Genomic DNA, 24062 nt, shown 5'->3' on the forward strand with positions numbered 1-24062 from the left:
GCATTCTCTTGTTGGTTGAACGGCCGGAGATTGGCTCCGGCCGTTATGGTTCCTAAAGGGGAAGCGGCTTACTTTGCGAGGCCGACAGCCTGCAGGGCAGTGCCAATGGAGGCATCGGCGTCCTGCATGAAGGCTTCGAAGCCGGCGGCATCGCGATAGTCGACCCCGAAGTTGCGCTGGGCCATGAACTCGGTGAACTCGGCGCTGGTCAGCACCTTGTCTAGAGCCTCAGTCAGGCGCGCCTTGACGTCTTCCGGCAGACCCTTGGGGGCTGCAATGCCACGCCAGGCGTAAGCGGCCCATTTGTTTCCGAGCGCTTCTTCGGCGGTTGGGATATCGGGGGCCGAGGCGACGCGCTCGTTTGCAGCAACCACCAGTGGCTTAACTTCGCCGGCGTCAACCATGGGCTGGGCATCGGGCATGGTAGTGGTCACGACGCTGATGGCGCCGGAGGCCAGCAGCTGTAGGCTTGCCGAGGCACCTTCGGACGGCACCCATGGGGCGTCCGCCGGGTCGATGCCATTGGTGGTCAGCACGCCGGCCCAACCGAGATGGGCCATGCCGCCGAGATTGGCGCCGGAAGCCTTGATGGACCCGGGATTGGCGCGAATTTCGGCCAGCAGTTCGTCAAGGGTCGGGCCATCGGTTCGGACATACACCGCTTCAGGATCAGCATTGAAAAGGGCCAGTGCTTCGTAGTTCTCGTAGTTGAGCGGCGAAGTGCCGATCCAGTGGTACATGGACAGCTCGGTGGTGATGATACCGAGCGTGTAGCCATCTGGCGGCGAGTAGGAAATTTCGGTGTGGCCGACAATGCCGCCGCCCCCGGTGCGATTGATTACGTTGATGGGCTGGCCGAGTTCTTTTTCCAATAGATTCGCAACGATGCGCCCCGTGGCATCAGTGCCACCACCTGCGGCCCATGGGATGATCAGGTTGATGGCGTGGTCAGGATACTGGGCGACTGCTGGAGCAATTGCCAGGACAGATAGCGCCAAGGCGCCAGCGAGCTTCTTGAGTAGGGTCATTCATTGTCCTCCCATGGGTGGGTCGGGCTAGCCGACATTCGTGTAGCGCTTGCCGTATCGCAAACTTCTATACCACAATCCGGAACTACCACACGGAATAGGCACTGGCAAGGTGTGTAAAAAAAGCCGCAAAAATTGCAGCCATAGTTGACATAGAGGCCCTCCCACACTTATCCATTACAGGAATGCTGTTCCGTATTGTGGAATTGCATGGCTCGATGATGTCGAGCGACTTCTGTCGTGCAAGAATATTGGAACGAAAGTCGCCGAGGTGGCGACCGTCCCCGTTTTGGAGGAATTCGATGACGAACCAGATCGCGCAATCGCTGCGCAAAACGCTGACCGGTATCCTGCCGCCGCTGTCGATGCCCTTCGATGCCGATGGCAATCTGGTCAAGGGCGCGCTCAAGCCGCAGGTCGATTTCATGATCGAATCGGGCGTCCGCGGCATCGTGGTCGGCGGTTCGACCGGCGAGGGTCATACGCTGTCGTCCACCGAATTTACCGCGGCCATGATCGAGGCGCATGAAGCCAATGCCGGGAGAGTGCCGTTCGTTGTCGGCCTGATCGTGCAGTCGACGCGTGAAGCCATCGACAGGGTCAAGGCGCTTGGCGACATCAAGATCGACGCACTGCAGGTGACGCCGGTCCACTACCTGTTCAAGCCGGGCCGCGAGGCTACCATCGAGCACTTCCGCGCCATCTGGGAAGCGACCAAGGTGCCGATCCTGATCTACAACGTCATTCCATGGAATTACCTGTCCATCGACGACATGCTGGCCATCATGGAAGCAGTGCCCGGCGTCGTGGGCATGAAGCAGTCGTCCGGCGACGTTAAATCGGTGTCCGATCTGATGCTGCGGGCCAAGCCGGAAAACATTGTGCTGACCGGTATCGACGCTCTGCTCTATCCCAGCTTCGCGCTGGGCGCGCATGGCGCTATTAGTGCACTGACCTGTGCCGTGCCGGGCGTTACCGTAAAGCTGTTCAACGCAGTGCAGGCGGGTGATCACAAGACCGCCAAGGACATCCACTTCCGGCTCAATGCGCTGTGGAATGCCCTGCGCCACGACAACCTGCCGGCTTGCGTCAAGTATATCCAGCACCGCCAGGGCCTGCCCATGTTCCACCCGCGTGCCCCCATGGAGCGCGTCACCGACGAGCAGAAGCAAAAGATCGACGCCGCTCTTGCGCCAGTTCTCGAGCTGGTCGATGTCCGGGCAAGGTCGGCTGCTTGATCGTGAGAGAACGGGCCGCTGCCTTAGCGGCTCGTGCCCGGTCCTGCCTGGGAGTGTGACATGAAGAAGCTGATCAACGACCCTGCCGACTATGTCGACGAAATGCTCGACGGGTTGTGCCTGGCCCATCCCGGTCTCAGACGTGTCGGCGACGACCGCCGCGCGATTGTCCATAGCGTAGCCATGCGGCCGGGCAAGGTCGGCGTCGTCTCCGGCGGCGGCTCGGGACACCTGCCGCTTTTTACTGGCTATGTCGGGCCTGGCCTGCTTGATGCTTGTGCCATCGGCAATGTCTTTGAGGGACCCACCATCAATTCGTGCCAGGACGCTATTGCGGCGGCCGATAGAGGCGCCGGCGTGCTGTGCCTGTTCGGCAACTACGGTGGCGACCGCATGAACTTCGAGATGGCCAGCGAATTCGCTGCTCTCGAGGGCGTGGAGACCCGCACCGTTCTGGGCACCGATGACATTGCGAGTGCCAGGCCAGCCGAGGGACACAAGCGACGCGGCGTGGCCGGGCTGATCTTTGCCTACAAGGTTGCCGGCGCCATGGCAGAGGCCGGAGGCGATCTCGACGCCGTGGCATCCATAGCCCAGAAGGTGGTGGACCGGACGCGCACAATCGGGGTGGCGCTGTCCTCCTGCCAGATACCAGGCGCGGCAGGACCCAATTTCACTATTGCCGATGACGAGATCGAGTTCGGCATGGGAATCCACGGCGAGCCGGGCATCTGGCGCCACAAAATCCGTCCCGCCGACGAACTGGTCGACGAAATGATCGCAATGCTGCTGGCGGAGCGTCCCGCTGGGGTCAGCCGCGTGGCCGTGCTGGTCAACAGCCTGGGCTCCACGCCGTTCGAGGAGCTGTTCATTCTCTATCGCCGAGCTGCGCAGCAGCTCGATGCGGCCGGGCTCACCATCGTGCGGCCGCTGATCGGGCCCTATGTGACCTCGATGGAAATGGGGGGCGCTTCGATCAGCCTGTGTTTCCTCGATGACGAGATCGAGGGTCTGCTGGCTGCGCCGGCCGATTGCCCGTTCTGGAAGGTAGGCTGAGCCATGGCCATTGACGTACACACCCTGGCTGATGCAATCGAGCGCGCCAACAGGGCCATGGGAGGCCTGACCGATCAGCTCAATGCTGCCGATGCCAAGCTTGGAGATGGGGATACCGGAACCATGCTGGCCCGCCTGATCGGCAGCTTTGCAGCTGTCGATCTGCAAAATGCACCCGATCTCGGTGCCGGTTTCATGGCGCTGGCCAAGACTGGTGCGGCTTCGACCGGATCGAGCCTGGGCACCCTGATCGTCACCGCAATGATGACGGCCGGCAAAGCCAGTGCCGGACAGGACGCTATAGAGTGGAACGGGCTCAGCCAGATCCTGCTCGCCGTCCGCGACGCCGCGATGGCGCGGGGGAAAGCCGAGTTGGGGGCAAAAACCATCATCGACGGACTGGATGCACTGGCCCGGGCCATCGCCGGCAAGGACGACCCGGCGGCCGTTGCTGCCGCGGCGCGCGAGGCCATGAATCAGGCGCTGCTGGAATTCCGGGAGCGTCCATCGGCCATGGGCCGGGCGCGAATGTTCGCCGAAAAAAGCGTCGGTCTGGATGACCCCGGCATGCTGGCGCTGGCCGAGATTGTGCGTGCGGTGACCACCAATCATAGCGCAACCGCGCTTGCTTGAGGTGGTGCCGCAACTAAACTATGAAATCGAACCCCGTCAGTCCCAAGTGACTGAGCAACTGAGGCGCTGAGACTTAACCTATGACCGATTCTGTCGCGGCATCCGTGCCGAGCAAAGCGGCCCGCAGCGACGAGAGCCTCAAGTCTCTCACCAAGGTTTCGCGGGTGCTCGATTGTTTTACCACGTCGCGTCGGGCACTGAGCCTGGCCGAGATCTGTGCACAGACCGGCTATCCGCGGTCGACCACCCATCGCCTCCTGGCGGCGATGCGAGAGGTGGGGTTTATCGAGCAGGATCGGGAGCGTGATTTCTACCGGCTGGGCCTGCGTTTGTTCGAGCTGGGCAATACAGTCCTGGCCAACCTCGAACTGCATCGCGAAGGCCGCGTCATCGTGGATGCGCTGCATCGGCTGACCAGCCGTGCAGTGCATCTGGCGGTGTTTGACGGGCTGCGGGCGGTGGTGATCCAGCGCACGGAGGCCGAGCCGATGCTGAGCAACACGATGGTGGAAAATTCGCCGGTACACTGCACCAGCGTCGGCAAGGCGATCCTTGCCTATCAGCCCATCGAGATCGTCGATCGGGTCGTCGCGGCAGGACTCGAGCGCTTCACCGAGACCACCATCACCGACCCGGCCGCTTTCGCTGGCGAGCTGGAGCTGACGCGGCAGCGCGGCTATTCCATCGACAACGGCGAACACCAGCCGGGGCTGCGCTGCATCGGTGCCCCGATCCGCAATCAGCATGGCGCAGTGTTTGCCGGCATCAGCGTGAGCGCCCCGGCCTGGCAGATGCCCGTCACGGAGGTGGACGAGCTCAACAAGGTCGTCATCTACCACGCCAACCTGATTTCCCAGCGGCTGGGCTATGTACGCTGATTGATGCATTGCCCCCTCCTCCGTTGGCGTGAAGACGCTTGGCTGGCCATGGGGCCAGCCGCTGGATCAGACCGGGCCGCCGGCCTTGCCGACAGGCCAGATGGACTGCAGATCTTCGCCGGCCAAGATGCGCTGGCGGCAGGCGATTTCATTCTTGCCCAACTCGTCGGCCGCATCGGCAATGACGCCAACAAGTTCGGACGGGATGACCACGACGCCGGTGACGTCGGCAAAAATCACGTCGCCAGGACGAATTCGGACGCCGTCGATATCGAGATCGACCTGGTAGTGGGTGGCTTCCATGCGACCGGAAACGCCAACCGGGCTCATGCCCTTGGCAAACAGCGGATAATCGAGTTTGCGCACTTCGGCGAGATCACGCACCGTGCCGTTAACGACGGTTGCGACAGCGCCTTTGGTCTTGGCGCCGCTCGACATTAATTCGCCGGTCCCTGAGCCTTCGGCGCAAGAGGAATCCACCATCAGAATGCCACCTTTGACCACGGCATCGATGGCTCCATGGTAGATGTCCTGCGGCTGGCCGACGCGCGGGCTCTTTTCGTAGAGTACTGTGGAGACCGGACCGCAAATGACCTGGCCGGGCGCAAGCACGCCGAACTGGCTGATGCCCTTGAGATAGCCGTACGGTCCGCGGCCATCGAGCACGTCGTGGATATCACCCGAATACCACTTGGAGAGACGCTTGATGGCGCCCCAATCGGTCTGGTTGTAGTCGTATGTCGCCATTAGCGGGGTCGTCCTTGTTGGTTGGCGGCGTCGATCGCCTGCTGGAGATAGACGGTGGAGTTGTCGATGTGTTCGCGCATCAGAGCGCGGCTGGTGTCGGCCTGGCCACTGCGGATGGCGTCGAAGATCGCCTCGTGTTCGGCCACACCCTCCGCCTGCGTCTTGCTGGGGACTCGGCTGGTGAGGCGGATGACGTCGGTGATCAGAGCGTAAAGATTGCCGTAGACACTGGAGAGGATTTCGTTGCCCAGCGACTGCACGAGCGCGCGGTGAAACTTGGCGTCGGCCTCGGCGTAATGAGCAAAGTCGGTGGCGCTCGCGAGATCGCTGAGCGCTGCTGCAACGTCGTCAGAAAGCGCTCCCTCACCTGCGGCCAGGCGGCCAACCACTTCAAGCTCGAACATGCGGCGCACATCCATAAGCTGGACCAGATAGGCCGGATCTTCGGCAAACAGGCTGCGCACATTGGTCGCCAGCGAGCCGATGAATTGTTTGACATCGTCCCGCACCACCTCGGCACGCTCGCCATGGCGGCGGCGCACCAGTCCACGGGTCTCGAGGATCTGCAGGCCTTCGCGCACCGAGCGGGTGCTGATCGAAAATCTCCGCGCCAGATCGGCTTCGGATGGCAGGCGGGAGCCCACCTTGAGATCGCCGGACAAGATGTCAGCTTCGATGGCCGAGACCACCGACATATGGAGCTTGCCCCGATCCGGCGCGGCTGCGGTCACCATGCGGTGAAGCCGCCATCGACCACGACATTAGAGCCGGTCATATAGGAGGAGGCATCGGAAGCGAGGAACTGGACGACGCCATTGTACTCGCCCTTTTCGGCCTGACGGCGCATCGGGACGCGTTCGAGGAAGTTGTCGACGAACTCCTTGTCGAAGCTGCCGGTTTTGACACCCCCAAACGATATGAGGTTGCAGCGGACGTTCTTTTCGGCCCAGTAGGTGGCAACATAGCGCGTGAGATTGATGAGGCCGGACTTGGAGGCCGCATAGGACACGGCCTTGATGAAAGGCACGCCGTCGCGCTTTTCGCGGTAGGCATAGAGTGCCTGATTGGGCGAAACCATTCCGTAGATAGAGCCGACATTGATGATGCTGCCGCGGCCCTGTTCGGCCATCTTGGAGCCTATGACTTGGCTGCACAGCATGACACCGGTCAGGTTGACGTCGATAATGTCGTCCCAGAACTTTTGCGGATACACCTCGAACGGAGCGTTCTGCTCGGCGCCGCCATCGGGCTTGGAGTCGATACCGGCATTGTTGATCAACACGTGGGGGACGCCCCAGTCGGCGATCAGCTTGTCGGTCGCGGCTTCGAGAGCCGCCTTGTCAGTGACGCTGGCTTCATAGACGCGGATGCTGTCAGCCAACCCGGGGAACAGCTCGTCGAGCTTGTTCTGTGTAATCGGACGGCGGCTAAAGACCGCAACGTTGGCACCGGCTTTGGCCAGGGAAGTGGCAAATTCGCGCCCCAGCTGACCCAAACCACCCGTGACTACGATCACCTTTCCCGCAACGCTAAACAACTCCGACATCCACGACTCCAACTTATGTCATAAGTCATATGTCATAAGCGGGAGCTGTATGGTTGGCAAGCGGCTTTGGCAGGCCTGCTTCTCTCAATTTGCGGCTCCAGCGCGGCAGGAGAGGGCAGTCTTGCCTCAGGGACTTTGAAGCGCAAAGGAGACAGACTGTTTGCGGCCCCTGCCCAGCCAATCAGCAAAGCGCCTCATTTCAGCCGGCGCGACTGCCTTGAACGTTTCCCAAATCCAGGGACAAGCGGATGTGCTGTTGGTTGATGACGGACAGACAGGCAGTATCAGTATCAGTTGGGCTGTCGAGCGTTACGACTACAGCTGATTCCCCTGCGCAAGTGGAAGCATGAAAAGTGGCTGGTAGGTAGTCACCTTCGCTAAAATTCAGCACGACACCAATTCTCAACTGACAAAGCCCTGCCCCCGATATAGACTTTTTTCGATTGAGTTGGGGACAGCTATGCTTGGCAAGAGGCAATTTGCATCGCTATTCTGCGCTTTTGCGTTTGCTGCAGTTTTCTCATGTTCCGCTCATCCACAGGCAAATGAGAACAGCGCAGCCACGGAAAGCCTAATAGCAGCGGCGAATACAGTAGATACTGGTGAGCAACTAAATGATGAAAGATTTGGCGAAGTTCTAACTTGTTCGGTCGTTTTTGATATAGCCGCAAAACGCCCAGAACTTGCTCACCAAGCTGACTTTTTTGCGGACCTTTCGGTGCATATGTTCAATCTGGCGCTGGAACGCGGGAAAGCGCTCGGCGCGAATGATGGCGAGATGCGCGTTGTCTTTTTTCGCATTAACAATGTCCTCCGTGCCCAGTTCAGCGGTCCCGAAAAATTTCCCAACATGAAGCTGTGTACGGATTTGGCTGATGCTGAATTTGCCCATATGAACCAGGCCGATGCCCGGTATGAAAGCGAAGCAATCACAGCCGACGATGACCAACATGTAGTTGAGACTAATGTCCCCATTGAGACTAAGAAGGCAGATAGTCCTGCTTCGAACGCCACAGTTCCCGATGCCGAAGATGTACCCGCTGATTTAGCAGCGCCAGTCAGCGAGGTGCCCGTCGCTACAAACGATCCTGCATTGGTGGAAACACCTCAAAAGGACGTTTTTGACTTCGGCCAGCACCAACTGACAGCCAAATACGACCGCGCAGTCTGTGGCTTTCGGCTGTTGCGTCACGTGGTTTCCCACGGAACAGAAGCGATGATTGGTTATGGCACGTTTGTTGTGGATGGCCCATATCTATCGCAGGTGCGAGGGACATGGCTAACCAACGCGAACGCCAGCCAACAAGGTTTTGAGACGGCCAAAATGGCCTTTGTCAGTGGTGGCAGCATCGTCGGGTCGTTTCAGATCTACGCGCTGTTCGATGACGGAACAGGTGATACTGAATTGCCATCGATGGCTCAGCTTGATGGTACAGGGACACTCGGTAGCGAACTGCCCAACGGGGCTGTTGGCTTCCAAGTTGATGCTGGAAAGGTCATTGTTAACATGATTATTGAAGGATGCTCTGCATCGTAATCGTGTCTTTGACCGTGGCTTAGCCCCGGCAGTGCAGCATCACGCAAGGGTCAAGTGCGGTGTTCCCTCGTCCAGGTCGAGCTGGGCAGCGGCGATCGCGCCGGGCAGAACCTCGACCGCGGCACGCTCACAATCATGCAATGATCCCGAGACTGATGCAGTCTGGCGGCCCACATGGATACCGCTTGGTCTGCGTCGAGCTTGTTCACACTAGTGGTCCATTGCGACAACAGGCCAACATCAGCTACCGACCGTCTGAAACACAACGAAACAAGATAGAAGGTGGCGCGAGAGCCGGGGCTCGACCCGCGACCTCCGGCGTTACAGTCCGGCGCTGGGGCATGCTAAGCCGTACCCCGCCATGGCCCCGGCTCCACAAAGCGTCCCAAACAGCAGGCCATCGGCCGAATTGTCCGCTATTGTTTATGCTGCTCCAAAAACTTCCAGTCCGCTTGCGGCCCCATTATTGCCGTTACCCGCTCCCTGATGAGTGGCAGAAAGGGGGCCATTAGCGGAACGGCGGCAGATAGCGGACATTCGTCGCATGGGTAGGGAGATGGCAGGCATGGTGCCGTCGGCTTAAGCTGGAAACCGGGTTCAAGCGTGGGCACCCAACGCGAATTGAATGACCGCCCGCCAGCGGCGGGTAATGTCTAACTTCGCCCTGATCGTCACCCGCATTGGCCAAAACGGCTGAAATCAGCTGGTTTGATGAGCCTCTTCAGGCGAGTAGAGCGGGAACAGCGTCTTTCTCAAGAGGAATCAAAATCGGTATCAAGCCATAAATAACTCGACTTTTTGCAATTTCTGTGCAAAAACTAGATAAGAATGGAGGTCGCGATGTTAATTGAGTTCCGCGTCACAAACTTCAGGTCCTTTAGAGGTGAGAACCGTTTGTCGCTTCTGGCCTCCGCCGATAAGGATTTGGAGAGCTCGAACGTTGTCACCACAAAGAACACATCTGTGCCTCGCGTCTTGCGGGCAGCGGGCATCTATGGTGCTAACGCCAGCGGCAAGTCCAACCTCATTCGCGCGCTGCAGTTGATGCGCGGGATCGTCGTCGAATCCGCAAACCTCAAGCCGGATCAGCTGTTCAATGTTCAGCCATTTCGTCTCGATCCGGAAACCGACAAGGAACCAACCGAGTTCGAGCTCACCTTTTTGAAGGACGGAGTTCGCTATCAGTACGGCTTTGCTCTAACCGCCAACCGCATCGTGGAAGAGTGGCTGCTAGTTTACAAGACGAAGCAGCCTCAAACCTGGTTTGTGCGGGAGTACAATCCCAAAACCAAAACCGATGAGTACAAATTCAGCGAAGCGCATTTCAAAGGCAGTCGCAATGTCTGGAAAGAGGCGACACGCCCAAACGCACTGTTCCTCTCAACCGCAATCCAGCTCAACAGCGATTCCCTGAAGCCGATCTTCGACTACATCGCGCAGAGCCTTGTTGTCTTTGAGAATGGCAGCGGCCCGATGCCTGATTATACGATCAACCACATAGCAAGAGCGAAGTCTCAGCGTGTGAGGCAATTCCTCTCAAGCGCCGACATCAGCATCGATGAGATCGCGCTGAAAGAAGTCAAAGGGGACGCGCATAGCATCGCTATCGATCTAGCGACGGGCGGGCTTACCCATAGCAGCCATCAGGATCAAAACATGGTGGTGCCGACTTTCAAACACTCGTCGAGCAAGGGCTCGGCGGTCTTTGATTTCACCGATGAATCCGAAGGCACGCAAAAGCTCTTCTCTCTTGCAGGTCCTCTCTTCGATATCTTCGAAAGAGGCCAGGTGCTGATCGTGGATGAGCTGGATCGAAGCCTTCATGCCCTGCTTGTTCGCCAGCTGATCGCGATGTTCCATGACCCTGAGGTCAACAAGAGCAATGCACAGCTGATCTTCACGACGCACGACACCTCGCTCCTCGATGGCGCGCATCTACGGCGCGATCAGGTCTGGTTCACGGAGAAAGACGAGGAACAGGCATCGAACATCTACCCGCTGACAGATTTTTCGCCGCGCAAGAACGAAGCGTTGGAGCGTGGATATCTTGGCGGGAGATATGGCGCGGTCCCAATCTTGAAACGGCTGCGCACAGATGCCTAAGAACCGCAGCCGATCATCGCAGGACTTAAAACGCAGCAAGCCAAGGCGCACAGCCCGCGAGCGAATTCTCATTGTCTGCGAGGGATCAAAAACCGAGCCAAACTATCTGGAGGAAATCCGGCAGGAATCCAGAATTTCCAGTGTGGATGTACGCGTGCTCCATAGCGTTCTTGGAACAGAGCCGAAGCAGGTGGTGGAATCGGCAGAAGCAGAGTTCAAGCGGACGAAGGGCTACGAGAGAGTTTATGCGGTCTTCGATCGGGATGACCACCTGACATATGACACCGCACTCGATATGGCCGTGGCGCGAAACGAAAAGTGGAAGAATGATGAGGGGGTGGCGACCAAATTCGAAGCCATCGCTACGGTACAGAGTTTCGAACTGTGGCTGCTCTTACATTTCGAAGACATCAAGGCGTTCTTGCACCGTACCGAAACGCTTGCTCGCTTGAAGACGCATATCGCTGGATACGAAAAGGGCAACAAGGGCTCTTATGCTAAAACAGTCGCCAACATTCAGACGGCAATTGATCGTGCAACTGCCTTGAAGGCCAAGTTCGATCGGCCTCCTAGCGATGATGCCTACACCGACATGCATGAACTGGTGTCCCTCTTGCGCGGGCTGAAGGCGAAGTAGGACAATCATATGAGTGGCAATCAAGAAGACTTTCAGCATGTCCCTCTAGACCGCAGCTTTCGCGAGCTTTCAAGCTACGCAAGTGAGAGCGACGATGTGGACCTGTCGAAGGCATTCTATGTGTCGGACGGCATTCGCTGGCCGGAGTTGCTGCAGAACTATAGGGTTGTAATCCTCTCTGAGGCAGGATCGGGGAAAACCGAAGAGCTTCGCACGATCGCCAAAAAGCTTCGGTCCGAGGGCAAGGCTGCATTCTTTCTAAGGCTCGAGAACATCCCGGAGCATTTTTCGAGCGCGTTTGATGTCGGAACAGAAGGGGAGTTCGACGAATGGGTTGCGTCTGGCAGTGAGGGTTGGGTCTTCCTAGATTCTGTCGACGAGGCGCGGCTGCGCCATCCTCGGGATTTCGAGCTGGCGCTTCGGCTGCTCGGAGAAAAGCTGAAGCTCGCGTTCGACAGAGCTCATGTATTTCTGAGCGGGCGTATGTCGGCGTGGCGGCCAAAAACCGACCTTGACCGCGCAAGAGCGCATCTGCCTTTCACAGAAATAACGAAGGTCGCCAACGACGATGCTCGCAATACGCTGGCGTCCGCAGACGACTTTGTTGATGAGCTTATGGGGGATGAGGTCGACGATGGCGATGAGCTAAGCGTCGACACGTCTGTGTCCAGATCGCAGAAGGAAAAGCCGAAGACGTCCGCGCCGTTCAGAATAGTCACTCTGGAGGGACTGTCGCGGGATCAAGTAGAGACGTTTGCAGCCGCGCGAGGGGTCAACAACACAAAAGCGTTCGGCGATGCCATCGAGCGAGCGGACGCGTGGTCTTTCGCAACGCTCCCGCAAGACCTCGAAGACCTCGTCGCTTCCTGGTTGAAGCGCGGAGCAATAGGTACGCGCCGTACTGTCATGCAAGACGGAGTGGAGCGTCGCCTCAAAGAGCGCGATCAGGAGCGTGCGGACCTAGTCCCCCTGACGGAGGCGAAGGCGCTGCTGGGTGCCAAGCTGCTTGCAGCCGCAACAACGCTTGGACGCAATCCTGCTATCCAAGTACCTGATGGGCACGACGGCCTCGAAGGTATCGCCGTCGACAAAGTGCTGTCTGATTGGTCGCCTCCCGAACGAAAAGCGCTGCTAGAGCGCCCTATTTTCGATGCTGCCATTTATGGGGCGGTGCGGTTTCACCACAGAACGGTGCGGGAATATCTGGCAGCCGAATGGCTAAGGGAGATGCTGGCGAAACCTGCGTCCCGCCGCGCTATCGAGGACATGTTCTTCAAGACGAGCTACGGTGTCGACATCATCGTGCCGGTCATGAGGCCCATCCTCCCCTGGGTCTCGCTGTATGATGACCGCATTCGAGAGCGCGTGCTGGAGATCGCGCCTGAAGTGCTGTTCGAAGGTGGCGATCCGGCTTCACTACCTTTGCCCACGCGCCAAGAGATACTGGCCGAGGTAGTAGAGGACCTGGTGCCGGGGCACTCCCCTAGGGCACCGACGGACTTTGCCGCGGTTCAGCGCTTTGCGCATTCCGACCTAAGTGAAGATATCCGCAGCCTATTGCGAGCGCACCCGAACGACGCAGAAGCTGCCAGCTTCTTGCTGCGAATGATATGGCTCGGCGAACTGAAGAGTCTCCTGCCGGAGGCCAAGGAGCACGCGCTCATGGCGAACGCCGGAAAGTATCACCGGATGACCGCCATCCGGGCGGTGCACGCCGTCGGCTCGAAGGAGGATATGCGCGATGTGCGGAAGGCGATCTCACGAGAGCCGAGGCCCCCTGATCGAGAATGGGTTAACGAGATTTGCGACACGCTCGAGGGCACCGACGAGGAGATCGACTGGCTTCTTCAAGAGATGGCACGGGCGGAACCTCTCGCAAAGTACACGGTCGATCATTTTCAGGATGGCGTAACCAAACTCGTCGAGAGGATGCCGGTCGACAACCTGCTAAAACTGCTGGAAGGACTTTACGCGCTTCTGTCTGTGGCCCCCTTCGTCGATGCGCGCTCCTGCAAGATTTCAACAAGGTTAGGATGGCTACTCCATCCCGGTGCGGCCGCTGTGGAACGCCTGGTACGCGAGCGTCACCCTGCTTCGCTGACTTCCGTGGCCCTGAGCGTTATGGGGATGCTGCCTGTATCGAAGATGTACGATGCTGACATTCGCGATCTCAAAGCCGACTTTTCCAAACTGGTGCCGGATTGGCCGGAGCTCAATCGTGTCTTGGTTTGGGCCGAGGTCGAAAGGGCGCGCAAGGATCACGAAGGCACAAATTTCGGCCCTGTGACCAACATTTGGCAGGCAAACTCCTTCGAAGCGTTCTGGCGGTTTTCTGCCGAGGATTTCGAATATTTCATCGGGGAGATTGCTGCGCGTCGTGAGATGGATGACAAGCTGGTAGCGCTATCCGGCGCCATTGATTCCTATGTTCAGGGAGAGCGGGGCCCAACAAGGCTGAAGCAGCTAAAGAGCGCGGTTTCCGGCGTTCCGAAGTTGACCGCTCGTCTAGAGCTTTTCCTGCATCCGCCAAAGCGAGATGACGAGTTTTCCAGGCAGAACCTGAAGTGGAAAAAGCAGGCGAAGGCGCGCGCTCGGCGGGAAAAGGACAACCTGCGTAAGTCTCGGGAGTATATCGGCCAGCATCTCGATACGCTACGCGACCCTGGATTTCCAAACCCGAACGACGTGTCCAAAACGCTATGGTACCTGCATCACCAAACGCGAAACAAGTCGGAGCAGAAAGGTAAATGGACCTCCGGCGACTGGCGCTCGCTTGTTCCGGAGTTTGGCGATGAGATCGCAAGAGCGTATCGCGATGGCGCCATTCTCCATGCGCACCGTGCGACCCCGAAACTTCGCTCAGAAGGCGCGGAAGCCAACACCACAACAGGATCGACCGTTCTCGGCCTAACCGGTCTTGCCATAGAAGCCCGTGAAACACCTGACTGGCCAAGCAGTGTGTCAGAGCCGGATGCCGAGCGAGCCTGGCTCTTTGCGGCACATGAACTTAATGGCTTTCCTGACTGGTTCCCCTCCCTGTACGCGAAACACAAGGTCACGCTCGCCAAGCTAATGATGCGGGAGATGGAGTTTGAGATCACTTCCGAGCCGGAAGGCGGCATGCACTACATAATCTCCGATCTCGCCTGGTCCGGAAAATGGGCTTGGCCTGAGCTGGGTCCGTCCATCTTTCATATACTGCTGAACCGTGAGCCGAGGAATGCAGAGACGCTCAACAAGCTCTTGCAGATTGTGCTCGCCTCCGGCGTACCCGACGCCGAAGTATTGGCTCTAGCCAAGAAGCGCGCAGGGGATGCCGATACGAAGCATCCCGTGCAGTGGTTTGCGGTGTGGACGGGGATAGAGCCGGCGGCAGCGATCCCTGCGTTCTCATCCTACATCGATGGGCTGTCGGAGAACCGGGAGTCGGTAGATGTAGCGATGAGCTATGCCACGCATCTCTTCGGCGACCGGCACAGTGACTTTCCGGTCGGGCGAACTGCGTTCAAAGAGCCGCAGTATCTGGAGCAGCTCTATGTATTGCTGCACCGGCATGTGCATCGATCCGAAGACATCGACAGGGCAAACGGTGAGGCGTACTCGCCAACCCTGCGTGACCGCGCCCAAAGCTCCCGAGACGCGATCTTCAACCTGCTGAACTCAATCAGCGGGAAAGAGGCCTATATCGCCATGACGAATATCGCAGCGGGAGAAACCAACGCCGACACCAGCAAGTGGATTGCATATCGAGCGCTCCAAAGGGCCACGCAAGACGCTGATATGGACGCGTGGACACCCGAGCAGGTGCGCGAGTTCTATGACGATCAGGAGCGCACTCCGCGCAACCACCGTGAATTGTTCGACCTCGCCGTGAACCATCTCCTCGACATCAAGGATGACATGGAAAACGGGGACACCAGTGTCGCGAGGGTGCTTCTGGATATCGATCAGGAGGAAGTCATGCGCAACTACTTCGGCCATGAACTCGAACGGATGTCCGCCGGTCGCTACCAGATATCGCAGGAGGAAGAGCTCGCCGACGAGAAGCGGACAGACCTTCGTTTCCACGGCGTCGGCATCTCATCACCAGTACCCACGGAACTTAAGATCGCTGACAAGTGGACAGGTCCAAAACTTTTCGAACGGTTCGAGAACCAGCTGTCTGGCGACTATTTGCGGGATCGCCGATCGTCACGAGGCATATTCCTACTCGTGAACCGTGGAAAGGAACGTCAGCGCTGGCAGCTGCCGGATGGCACGATGACAGATTTTGAAGGTGCCGTGAAAGCGCTTCAGGATTACTGGCTTGTGCTGTCGCCCAAATACCCCGGTGTCGACGAGTTACGTGTCATCGGAATAGACCTCAGCAAGCGCGACCGATAGGCCAAGAGGTCGCCGCTCGGCGTACTGCGCACTGAGCTGTGTCGTGGTTGGGTGCAGTGTGAATCGGCGTGGAGTTCGGGGCCCCTAGACGCTGAGAGCCTGCTCGCGAACATCGTCGCTGTCCGCTTCCCCAACCAACATCGACGGTTGCCGACACGCCGCAAGCAACCGATCGCGTAGTCCGGAAATATCAACCTTGGCTCTGCGGTACTTCGTGGTTGCCAGCTCGGGCAGCAGACGGCGTGCGGCATCGCTGACGACTTCAGGTTTCCAGCGCAGATGGCGCTCCGCGCCAAGGAGCGACTCGAGCAGTCCAGCAGTCAGGCGGAAATAGAGGTGCGAGAGCTGGCCGATGATCGGATCGTCGCGGAGCCCGATATGATAGAGTTGGTTCCTGTACTCGTGCAGGATCGCCATCGCCCGGACCTGATCGGGCGGAATGTGCCCGAGCTCTCCCAGAAAGAGGACCTTCCTGTCAAAGGCTCGGCCACGTGCGTCGCTGCGCTGTTCCGGTGTGAGCCGGCGGGAATTCCCGTGCCGGTCGTCGAATAACAGGTCAGCGCATTTTTGATGGCACATGAGTTCGAGGCCATTGTCGACGGGGATCAGCGCGATCCGCCCACAATGGGAACGATCGATCGCACACATCTACTCCTAATGCGCACCGTAGCCGTGACATTTCAACTCGCCGCACCCTACATTATTTGACCCACCGCACCCGGACAGCGTCCGATAGCCACAAGGAGTTCGCGTCCTGAACAACTCGCTCCCCTTTGAGCTAGCGTCCGCGGTCGACGCTCTGTGGCGTCACCATGGTCCGGTGGCTGGCAATCTATATGCGGCCCCCGCATTTGTGAGGCTACGGGAAAGCTGCCAGCTGCTCTATCAATCAGCGGGGTCGAAGGAAGCCGTGAACCTCGCCCTCAGCCAGGCTCTCTACGGTCTCGGATTTCGCTGGAGCGACGACGCTCCAGCCCGCTTTGCTGTCTCCCCCGCTATCGCAGCGGCCCGCCTTGACCAAGCCTTCAGGCAAACGGAAGCGCACCTACTTCATCTCTGTCCGCTTGATCTCGGCGATGATGTTCCCGAACTGCGGTTTGGACCCAATGCCATTCGAAACTTCACGGCTGAGGAGCTGAGCGATCTCCTCGACCCCGATGGCTTGTCACGAGGACGGCCCGGCTGGCATTTCGACAGCCAGCGATTCAGCCGCTTTGCGTGGCTCGTCGTCGAGGAGATCGTGGTTCTCCCCGGAAAACCTGGCGGCCGCGTTCTCCCTGGACTGTTCGTCGATCTGCGACAAGATTTCGGGCGGATCGAACCGCACAAAAGGAACTTCCCCGCTCCGGTGGAAGCCGCGCTCTTCGCGCTACTGACGGCGCCTTGGGAGGATATCACAAGCTATTCCGACTTGGATTGGCGTCCCTTTCGCGTGCCATGGGTCCATACGCTGTCGGACGACCTTTTTGCGCGCCAACCGATGCCGCCTGATGCCGACACATTGTCTTGGGAGCCGGACTTCTACGAAGATACGGACGGTGCCATGGTTGAGGCTGAACGACCCACGCGGTTGCCCCTGACCAACGCCGCGATCGCCCAAACGGCCTATCTGGATGATGCGGCTTGGACTGAGCTGATTGAGGCTCGACGGTCCCCCCTATTTCATGGCCCGATCGAGCACTTCGCCATCAGGGCGTTCGCCGGTGACCGGATCGATGAATTTCTCGCGCATGTCACCGTAATCGAGGCAGCGCTGGGACAACCGATCGACCATTACCCAAGGAAGCGTCCGAAAATCACCGGACAACAGCGCCAGGGCGCGACAGCCCGGGTCGCATGGCGCCTGGCGGCCCTCCTAGACGATGCCTCCGCTGGCGAGCGATACTTCGCGCTTTTCAAGGCGAGAAGTGATTTCCTTCATGGCCAAGTGATGCAGGACATACCGAGTCAGGTTCGACTGGATGCCCGACGGCTTGCGCGTCGATGCGTCTGCGCCCTGATCAGCGCAGCAACCTCACCGTCGCCTCCAGAAAGCCAGGATGCCTTCCTGAGCGAGCTGCTCCAACGCGGTTCGTCGCAGGCCTTGGACCAGAATGCCGCGAATGGCGGCCTCGATGACGTGCGTATTTGATTGGAGCCTCTGCGTGACAGAAGAAGTCGATTTGCACAATGTCGGCGCAGCGTCCGAAAGGTTCTTTCGGCTGTACCACACGCATTGCGTCTCCCCGAGCCGCGACACGCTGTTTTCGCTCCTGGAGGCGGCGCACAGTCTCAACGATCGACTGAAGGTTGGGGCTGCTGCCGATTTCTTCGACGTCCAGGAATTTGCGGCGCTCAAGTGCCTTCGCAACTACTTCCACCATCAGCAGGAACTGCGGCACGTCGTCAGGCTCATTCCGATCGGCGGCTACCCGATAACGACGGATCTGATGACGTTTTGCCTCGTCCCAAGCGACAACGTCGTCGCGGCGATAGAGACGACAAAGCGGTATCAGAAGGAGGCTCGCCAAGCCTGCCAACAGATGTTCCACTGGTATGGTCCGGTAGTGAACATCAACCCGGCTCTGTTCAACTTCGTCGTTGCTGCATACGAGCGCCTGAAGAAACGAGGCGTCCCGCTGGCGGGGGAAGCCATTGAGGAATTCGAGGCCAGCTATGGCTATGAAGAAGAGAACAACCTTCCACATGTTGTCGACGGAAGGCTTGCAACATCGGCCGGCAGCATCGACGAGCTCCTGACGGACATTGTGAAATCCACGCCAAGCAGCGGTGCTGCCGGGAATTTTTGAGCTGTGCGCTCCGCGTCGCTCGAGTGTTGGGGGTAATCTTGCGCAAGGTTGGCGATATTGATGTTGAGGGCAACGAGACGCTTTGGAAATACTTTCGACCCGAGCGCTTTCTTTCAACACTCGCGGAGAGCCGACTCTATTTCGCGTCAGCAAACCAGTTTATCGATCCGTTCGAAGGGGCCGTCGCCGTCCAGTTGAACGTGCCGCCGCTCGATCCACGCTACGCCGAAATGGAGAGCGTGGAGCGGGCCTTCTTTGGGCTCAAACGGTTGACCAAGATCACTTGCTGGCACCGTGCGGCCTATGAGAGCGACGCGATGTGGAAGCTCTATGCGGGCGAGCACAAGGGCATCGCGATCTGCACGACGCCCGATCGTATGGCCGCCGCATTCAAACCCTTCCGGCTGAAACCGGAATACGGCGTCGAAGATCTGTGGGGAGGCCCGGTCCAATATGTCGACCTGACCCAGATCCGGATGCGCGGCGTCGCCATGCTCGACCGCTTCTTCTTCAAGCACCGGGCCTTTGAGTGGGAACGGGAGTATCGGCTCGCGATCTCCGTTCGAATGGCCGAGGAATTTGGCGTCCGGGTTCCCGAACACGGCATCCTCGTCGACGTCGATCTTCCCACTCTGATTGAACGCATCGTGCTCGGCTCAACCACAACCGAGGCCGAGCGCGCCACCGTCGCTCAACATGTGGCTGCCGCCGGGCTAAGCGATCGCCTTGAGCTTTCCACCCTTCTCGGCCAACCCCGGTATGTCTGAGGCCCAGCAAGCAGGCATCAAAACAAGACGAGGCCTCAAGCCGCAATGATATCGTATTCGGACACCGCACTCACGATCTCGGAAACGCTGCAGACCAACGCGATCGTCTGGATCCACTCGCTCCCGGAAAGCGAGATGGGTCCGAGCCGACGCATCCTCGAAGACCTTGAGGGCCTCGCCACCGCTGGCGGTTTCCCCGTCTTCGAGTATGCGGTTCGAGATCGTGCCGAACTGAGCGAGCTCTTCAAGCAGTTGACCACGAAGGCCGACCAGGGACTGAGGCCGGTGCTCCATGTCGACGCTCACGGAACGGCCGCCGACGGGCTCCTGCTTGCGCCAAGCGGCGAGCGTGTCGGCTGGGTCGAGGTCATCGAAGATCTCCGGGCCCTCAATGTTGCGACGGGCAACAATCTCACCTCAATCTTTGCTCTGTGTTTCGGGCTGCATCTCTATAGGCAGGTGAGCCTGAAGCGACCCGTGCCGTCTTATCTCTTCTGTGCGCCGCCCGCAGAAATCAGCGTTGGGTTCCTCGAGGCGCAAACACTGGCCTTCTATCGGGAGATGAACCGCACCGCGAATGTGACCGCTGCCTTCGACGCGACCCTCGGCGCGGCCATGCAGTCGTTCCATTGCCAGGGTTTGTTCCTGCAATCGCTGCTGCGATACATTCGCACCTACTGCATCGGGCGCCTGCGGCAGGACCGCCTGGAGCGCATGGTCACGGCCGTTCTGCAACGCGACGGCATCGTGAACCCTTCCAGCGCACAACTGAAACAGGCCCGGCAAAGGATACGCGAATCTTTCAAACCAGGGCAGCAAGTGATCGACGTGTTCGCGCCGTCGTTCCTTATCGGCCGCGCCCCGGCCTTCACCTACGCCGATCTCGACCGGATCCTGAAGCCATTTGTCCCCTCCGGACGATCTCAACGGCGCTCGGCATCGAGCTGAACGCTGAGTGATCTCAGGCTCGGATCGCGATGGACGACGCGAAACCAGCCGGATGCCGGTGCGCCAAAACGCTCGACCATCACCTGGTTCATTCCACGCCTTACCCGCCGATCGACATAAAGCTCGACCCGCAACATCCCCTTGTCGGCAGCGACCTGCGCGAGCAGATCGACCTGCCTGGTCCGTGCCGTCAGGCCCTCACCCGCCTCGTCGATCTCTTCAATCGCCAGCGTGCAGTGATCGAGGGATCCGAAGATGACGAGGTGCATGCCCGCGGGCATGCCCAGTCTCGGAGGGGGCGCATGCCCCAGCTCGCCGAGCTCGGTATGCGTCTCTACGCTCCGCAGGTCGCCATCCTCCCGCAGCATCTCGCGTGCGAAATCGAACGCATCGGTCTCGGCATAGAGATAGCCGGCGCTTTGCGAGACCTGGAGACGGTTGAGGGTGCGCACCATATCGCCGTCGATACCGATCGGCTCGCCTGACCGCAGACCATCCCGATAGCCGATCATTCTTGCCTTGCGCTCAGGCTCCAGATCCGCACTCGCCGCCAGTTCGTAGCGCTGGACGATCGTCGGGCAGTGCAGCGCAAGCGTCAAACCAGGTGAAACCGGCAGCATCACCACGACGCCCGGCGAGGTGAGCCCGACATCCCCGTAGGGGAAGGCGTTGATGCGACTGACGGGATGGTCCGAGATGATGAAGCGATGCTCGCCATCGCTCGCATAGAGAGCGGGATGAAGACGAAGCAGCGCGACGGTGTGATCTTGACGATCAAGGAACGCCCTGACGGCCCCCAGTTTCACTGCCGCATCGGAGAGCATCGCCATTTGCGGATCGGCGTCCGGATCATAGCCGACCTGGCGCGTCATCTCCCGCAATTGCCCTGCCAAATATTTCGGTGTTATTCGGCTGAAATGCGTCCGCAGCATCTGGGTCGCGAAGAAATCGGCGAGCGCGATACGATCATCCGCCGTCATCCACGCCAGCGATCGCCGCGAGACGATTTCGGCGACGAGGCGAGCAGTACGCGCATCAAACTCCTGGAACAGGTCCTCGAAGTTCCATTTGCTGTCGCCAAGGCTCACCGTATTGAAGTCGTTCTCGGAACCGGCATTGGCAATCGACGTCAGAAAGGACCGGTCGGACCTCTTGGCGAAAACGTAAATCGAGCGCCGTTGTGGATCGGCCGCAAAGTGCCGAAGCTGGGCTTGGGGAACGAAGTGATGCTTCTTGGATGGTCGACTCATCGTTGCCTGCCCCCATGCCTGCCCGGTAGCGTATACCACTGGTGCGCCTGCTTCTGGCTCCCAAAGCTGCCAGGCCCCTGTTCGATCGCCCAACAAGGCATAGTTGCAGCCCCCAAAAAACCGACCCAGCCTACAAAGCTCCAAACGCCACCGATAGGGCCCACGATAGGGCAGGCCTGGCCAACCCGCTTTAAATAACTGAAAAATAATGATTTTATGAAAGATGTGGCGGAGAGAGAGGGATTCGAACCCCCGATAGAGTTGCCCCTATGCCGCATTTCGAGTGCGGTGCATTCAACCACTCTGCCATCTCTCCGCGAGATCGATGAGGTCCCCTGGCGGGGTCCGGCTGGTCGACACGGCCGGGCTTATGACATAGCAATAGTTGGCTCGCAACACCTCTTGTGACCTTTCATCACGCTTGGCAGCTCTCCCATGCTTTTCGTCTATGGCACCTTGCAGGATCCCGACGTGCTGGGCGCCGTGCTGGGGCGGCCGGTGGACCTCTCGCGCCTCGAGGCGGCCACCGCACCGGGATACCGCGCGGTCTTCTATCCCGGCCGGGTCTATCCGGCGCTGATCCGCGCCCCCGACACAGCCGCAAGAGGCCTCGTGGTCGCGGACCTCTCTCCGCTGGATCTGGCGGTGCTGGACGCCTTTGAGGGCGACGAATATCGCCGCGAGGCCATCATGATCCGCGTAGGCGGGGAGCAGCTCTTGCTCGATACCTATCTTCCCGCCATTCCGATCGCGTCGGCTCCCGACTGGTCGCTGGCGACCTGGACGGCCCTGCACAAGCCGGCCGTGATCGGGCAGGAGACCGGCACGGCGCAGGCCCTGCGGCAGCGTCTTTCGGCGCGGCAGGCGGGCTACCGTCACGATTTCGTGCATTGCTGAACTGCTCTCCCCGCGCTTGCGTTCAAGGAACGCAAAGATCACAAGGGAGAAGACAATGGTAAAGCGTCGTGACGTGGTTGTCGGCATGGCAACACTGCCGCTCGTGTCTCTGGGGACTGCGGCCTTCATGCCCGCCTGGGCGCAGGGAGAAGCTGGATTGGACGGAGATGCAGTTGCGACCGCCGATGGTGATATCATCATCCATCCGGTCGATCATGCCAGCCTGCTGCTCGGCTTCGGCGCCGAGGTGATCTATGTCGATCCCGTCGGTGGCGCAGAGCGCTATGAGGGGCTGCCCGCCCCCACCGGCATCCTCATCACCCATGGCCATGGCGATCATTTCGACCTGCCCACGCTGGAAGCGATCGCCGCGTCGGCCCCGATCATCACCAGCCAGGAAGTGTTCGACAAGCTGCCCGAGGGTCTCAAGGGCAATGCCACCGCGCTCGCCAATGGTGCCGAAGGCAGCCTCAACGGCATCGCCATCCGCGCCATTGCGGCCCATAACATTACCGAAGACCGCATGAACTATCACCCGGTCGGCGTGGGCAATGGCTATGTGCTGACCCTGGGCGACAAGCAGGTCTATGTGGCGGGCGACACCGAACCGACCCCCGACATGCTGGCCTTGACCGATATCGCTGTCGCCTTCCTGCCGATGAACCTGCCCTATACCATGACGCCCGAGCAGGCCCTGGACGCGGTCAACACCTTCAAGCCGGCCATCGTCTACCCCTATCACTACGGCGACAGCGACCTGTCGGTGCTGGAAGCGGGCGTTGGAGCCGAGACCGAAGTGCGGCTGCGCAACTGGTATCCCAACGGCGCCTGAGCGCGCCGCAACGCTTGACTCTTGGGGCATTTGCCCCGATAAGCGCCCCCGGAACGCGTGCCAGCTTGCCTGGCGCGCTTCCTTTGTTTGAAAACGCTGTTCGAGGCTGCCCGCCGGTTTGATCGCCGGCAGCACGCAAGAAGACCGCAGGATCTGGGCTTATACCTGCGGCGCCACAGAGCGCGACACAATGGGACCGGGCGTTTGACGCTCCCGGTTAAGCTATGACTTTCGCCGTGATCAAGACCGGTGGCAAGCAGTACAAGGTTGCCGCCAACGACGTTCTCAAGATTGAAAAGCTCGATGCCGAAGCCGGCACCATCGTCACCTTCGACCAGGTGCTGATGATTGACGGCGAAGTGGGTGCTCCGCTCGTCGAAGGCGCGCTCGTCGCTGCCGAACTGCTCGAGACCCGCAAGCAGAAGACGGTCATCATCTTCAAGAAGAACCGTCGCCACAATTATCGCCGCCGCAATGGCCACCGCCAGCTGCTCTCGACCGTGCGCATCACCGAAATCCTGACCGGCGGCGCCAAGCCGACCATCAAGGCTGCCGGCATTGCCAAGCCGACCGAGACCGTGAGCGAAGCCGCTCCGGCCAAGAAGGCAACCAAGGCTGCTGCCCCCAAGGCCGCCGCTGCGGAAACCGCCGAGGCTCCGACCAAGGCACCGGCGAAGAAGGCTGCTGCCCCCAAGAAGGCCGCTGCCGAGACCACCGAAGCCGCTGCTGAAAAGCCGGCAAAGAAGGCCCCGGCCAAGAAGGCCGCACCCAAGGCCGACAAGGAATAAGGAGC

21 protein-coding genes and 1 tRNA gene are annotated in these 24062 nt (G+C 59.6%); 15 read left to right on the plus strand and 7 right to left on the minus strand.

Features of this window, described 5'->3' with window-relative positions; all coding sequences use genetic code 11:
- Positions 1-68: 68 nt before the first annotated feature.
- Positions 69-1028, minus strand: a complete 960-nt coding sequence (locus ACLI1C_RS18955) for a tripartite tricarboxylate transporter substrate binding protein (protein ID WP_411399129.1) — start codon at positions 1026-1028, stop codon at positions 69-71.
- A gap of 302 nt (positions 1029-1330) precedes the next feature.
- Here ACLI1C_RS18955 and ACLI1C_RS18960 point away from each other — a divergent pair, with 302 nt between their 5' ends.
- From ACLI1C_RS18960 to ACLI1C_RS18975, 4 genes are all read left to right on the plus strand, one after another.
- A complete protein-coding gene (locus ACLI1C_RS18960) occupies positions 1331-2266 on the plus strand; it encodes a dihydrodipicolinate synthase family protein (RefSeq protein WP_411399130.1) in 936 nt (311 codons plus the stop codon).
- Between the two features lie 60 nt (positions 2267-2326).
- Positions 2327-3322: a dihydroxyacetone kinase subunit DhaK gene (locus ACLI1C_RS18965; protein ID WP_411399131.1), complete on the plus strand. Its 996-nt coding sequence runs from the start codon at positions 2327-2329 to the stop codon at positions 3320-3322.
- Positions 3323-3325: 3 nt separating this feature from the next.
- Positions 3326-3955, plus strand: a complete 630-nt coding sequence (locus tag ACLI1C_RS18970) for a DAK2 domain-containing protein (protein WP_411399132.1) — start codon at positions 3326-3328, stop codon at positions 3953-3955.
- An 80-nt stretch (positions 3956-4035) separates the two neighbouring features.
- A complete protein-coding gene (locus tag ACLI1C_RS18975) occupies positions 4036-4833 on the plus strand; it encodes an IclR family transcriptional regulator (RefSeq protein ID WP_411399133.1) in 798 nt (265 codons plus the stop codon).
- A gap of 66 nt (positions 4834-4899) precedes the next feature.
- On the opposite strand, the gene ACLI1C_RS18980 is transcribed toward ACLI1C_RS18975, so the two are convergent.
- From ACLI1C_RS18980 to ACLI1C_RS18990, 3 genes are read right to left on the minus strand one after another with little or no spacing between them, the layout of a single operon-like run.
- Complete coding sequence (locus tag ACLI1C_RS18980; RefSeq protein ID WP_411399134.1) at positions 4900-5580, minus strand: RraA family protein; 681 nt, start codon at positions 5578-5580, stop codon at positions 4900-4902.
- Complete coding sequence (locus tag ACLI1C_RS18985; RefSeq protein WP_411399135.1) at positions 5580-6314, minus strand: FadR/GntR family transcriptional regulator; 735 nt, start codon at positions 6312-6314, stop codon at positions 5580-5582. The genes ACLI1C_RS18980 and ACLI1C_RS18985 overlap by 1 nt, the downstream gene beginning before the upstream one ends.
- On the minus strand, positions 6308-7126 hold the full coding sequence (locus ACLI1C_RS18990) for an SDR family oxidoreductase (protein WP_411399136.1): 819 nt from the start codon (positions 7124-7126) through the stop codon (positions 6308-6310). Before ACLI1C_RS18990 ends, ACLI1C_RS18985 begins: the two co-directional genes overlap by 7 nt.
- A 460-nt stretch (positions 7127-7586) precedes the next feature.
- Here ACLI1C_RS18990 and ACLI1C_RS18995 point away from each other — a divergent pair, with 460 nt between their 5' ends.
- The 4 genes from ACLI1C_RS18995 (at position 7587) to ACLI1C_RS19010 (ending at position 15786) form a co-directional block, all read left to right on the plus strand.
- Positions 7587-8663: a hypothetical protein gene (locus tag ACLI1C_RS18995; protein ID WP_411399137.1), complete on the plus strand. Its 1077-nt coding sequence runs from the start codon at positions 7587-7589 to the stop codon at positions 8661-8663.
- Between the two features lie 840 nt (positions 8664-9503).
- The gene (locus ACLI1C_RS19000) at positions 9504-10766 is read left to right on the plus strand and encodes an AAA family ATPase (RefSeq protein WP_411399138.1); all 1263 of its coding nucleotides are present in this window, start codon (positions 9504-9506) and stop codon (positions 10764-10766) included.
- Entirely contained in the window at positions 10759-11403 is a 645-nt protein-coding gene (locus ACLI1C_RS19005; protein ID WP_411399139.1) for an RloB family protein, read from the plus strand. Before ACLI1C_RS19000 ends, ACLI1C_RS19005 begins: the two co-directional genes overlap by 8 nt.
- Positions 11404-11412: 9 nt before the next feature.
- On the plus strand, positions 11413-15786 hold the full coding sequence (locus tag ACLI1C_RS19010) for a hypothetical protein (protein WP_411399140.1): 4374 nt from the start codon (positions 11413-11415) through the stop codon (positions 15784-15786).
- An 84-nt stretch (positions 15787-15870) separates the two neighbouring features.
- On the opposite strand, the gene ACLI1C_RS19015 is transcribed toward ACLI1C_RS19010, so the two are convergent.
- On the minus strand, positions 15871-16434 hold the full coding sequence (locus tag ACLI1C_RS19015) for a hypothetical protein (RefSeq protein ID WP_411399141.1): 564 nt from the start codon (positions 16432-16434) through the stop codon (positions 15871-15873).
- A 262-nt stretch (positions 16435-16696) separates the two neighbouring features.
- Here ACLI1C_RS19015 and ACLI1C_RS19020 point away from each other — a divergent pair, with 262 nt between their 5' ends.
- The 4 genes from ACLI1C_RS19020 to ACLI1C_RS19035 are packed head-to-tail and all read left to right on the plus strand — an operon-like array spanning position 16697 to position 20290.
- A complete protein-coding gene (locus tag ACLI1C_RS19020) occupies positions 16697-17917 on the plus strand; it encodes a hypothetical protein (protein ID WP_411399142.1) in 1221 nt (406 codons plus the stop codon).
- 13 nt (positions 17918-17930) lie between these two features.
- Positions 17931-18575, plus strand: coding sequence for a hypothetical protein (locus ACLI1C_RS19025; RefSeq protein WP_411399143.1), 645 nt, complete (start codon positions 17931-17933; stop codon positions 18573-18575).
- 38 nt (positions 18576-18613) lie between these two features.
- Positions 18614-19342 (plus strand): DUF2971 domain-containing protein, encoded by a 729-nt coding sequence (locus ACLI1C_RS19030; protein ID WP_411399144.1) that lies wholly within the window; start codon positions 18614-18616, stop codon positions 19340-19342.
- A 45-nt stretch (positions 19343-19387) separates the two neighbouring features.
- Positions 19388-20290, plus strand: coding sequence for a hypothetical protein (locus tag ACLI1C_RS19035; protein ID WP_411399145.1), 903 nt, complete (start codon positions 19388-19390; stop codon positions 20288-20290).
- Here ACLI1C_RS19035 and ACLI1C_RS19040 read toward each other — a convergent pair.
- Together ACLI1C_RS19040 and ACLI1C_RS19045 are read right to left on the minus strand one after the other, a co-directional pair.
- The gene (locus ACLI1C_RS19040) at positions 20266-21540 is read right to left on the minus strand and encodes a DUF4238 domain-containing protein (protein WP_411399146.1); all 1275 of its coding nucleotides are present in this window, start codon (positions 21538-21540) and stop codon (positions 20266-20268) included. The genes ACLI1C_RS19035 and ACLI1C_RS19040 overlap by 25 nt on opposite strands.
- 226 nt (positions 21541-21766) lie before the next feature.
- Positions 21767-21856, minus strand: a tRNA-Ser gene (locus ACLI1C_RS19045).
- Positions 21857-21975: 119 nt separating this feature from the next.
- Here ACLI1C_RS19045 and ACLI1C_RS19050 point away from each other — a divergent pair.
- The 3 genes from ACLI1C_RS19050 (at position 21976) to rplU (ending at position 24057) form a co-directional block, all read left to right on the plus strand.
- A complete protein-coding gene (locus tag ACLI1C_RS19050; RefSeq protein ID WP_411399147.1) occupies positions 21976-22437 on the plus strand; it encodes a gamma-glutamylcyclotransferase family protein in 462 nt (153 codons plus the stop codon).
- A gap of 55 nt (positions 22438-22492) precedes the next feature.
- Positions 22493-23269 carry an MBL fold metallo-hydrolase gene (locus ACLI1C_RS19055; RefSeq protein ID WP_411399148.1) on the plus strand — a complete coding sequence of 259 codons (777 nt, stop codon included), beginning with the start codon at positions 22493-22495 and terminating at the stop codon, positions 23267-23269.
- Between the two features lie 224 nt (positions 23270-23493).
- Positions 23494-24057 (plus strand): 50S ribosomal protein L21, encoded by a 564-nt coding sequence (gene rplU / locus ACLI1C_RS19060; protein WP_411399149.1) that lies wholly within the window; start codon positions 23494-23496, stop codon positions 24055-24057.
- Positions 24058-24062: the final 5 nt, after the last annotated feature.

It is taken from the genome of Devosia sp. XGJD_8 (assembly GCF_046614475.1).
Taxonomy (GTDB): Bacteria; Pseudomonadota; Alphaproteobacteria; order Rhizobiales; family Devosiaceae; genus Devosia.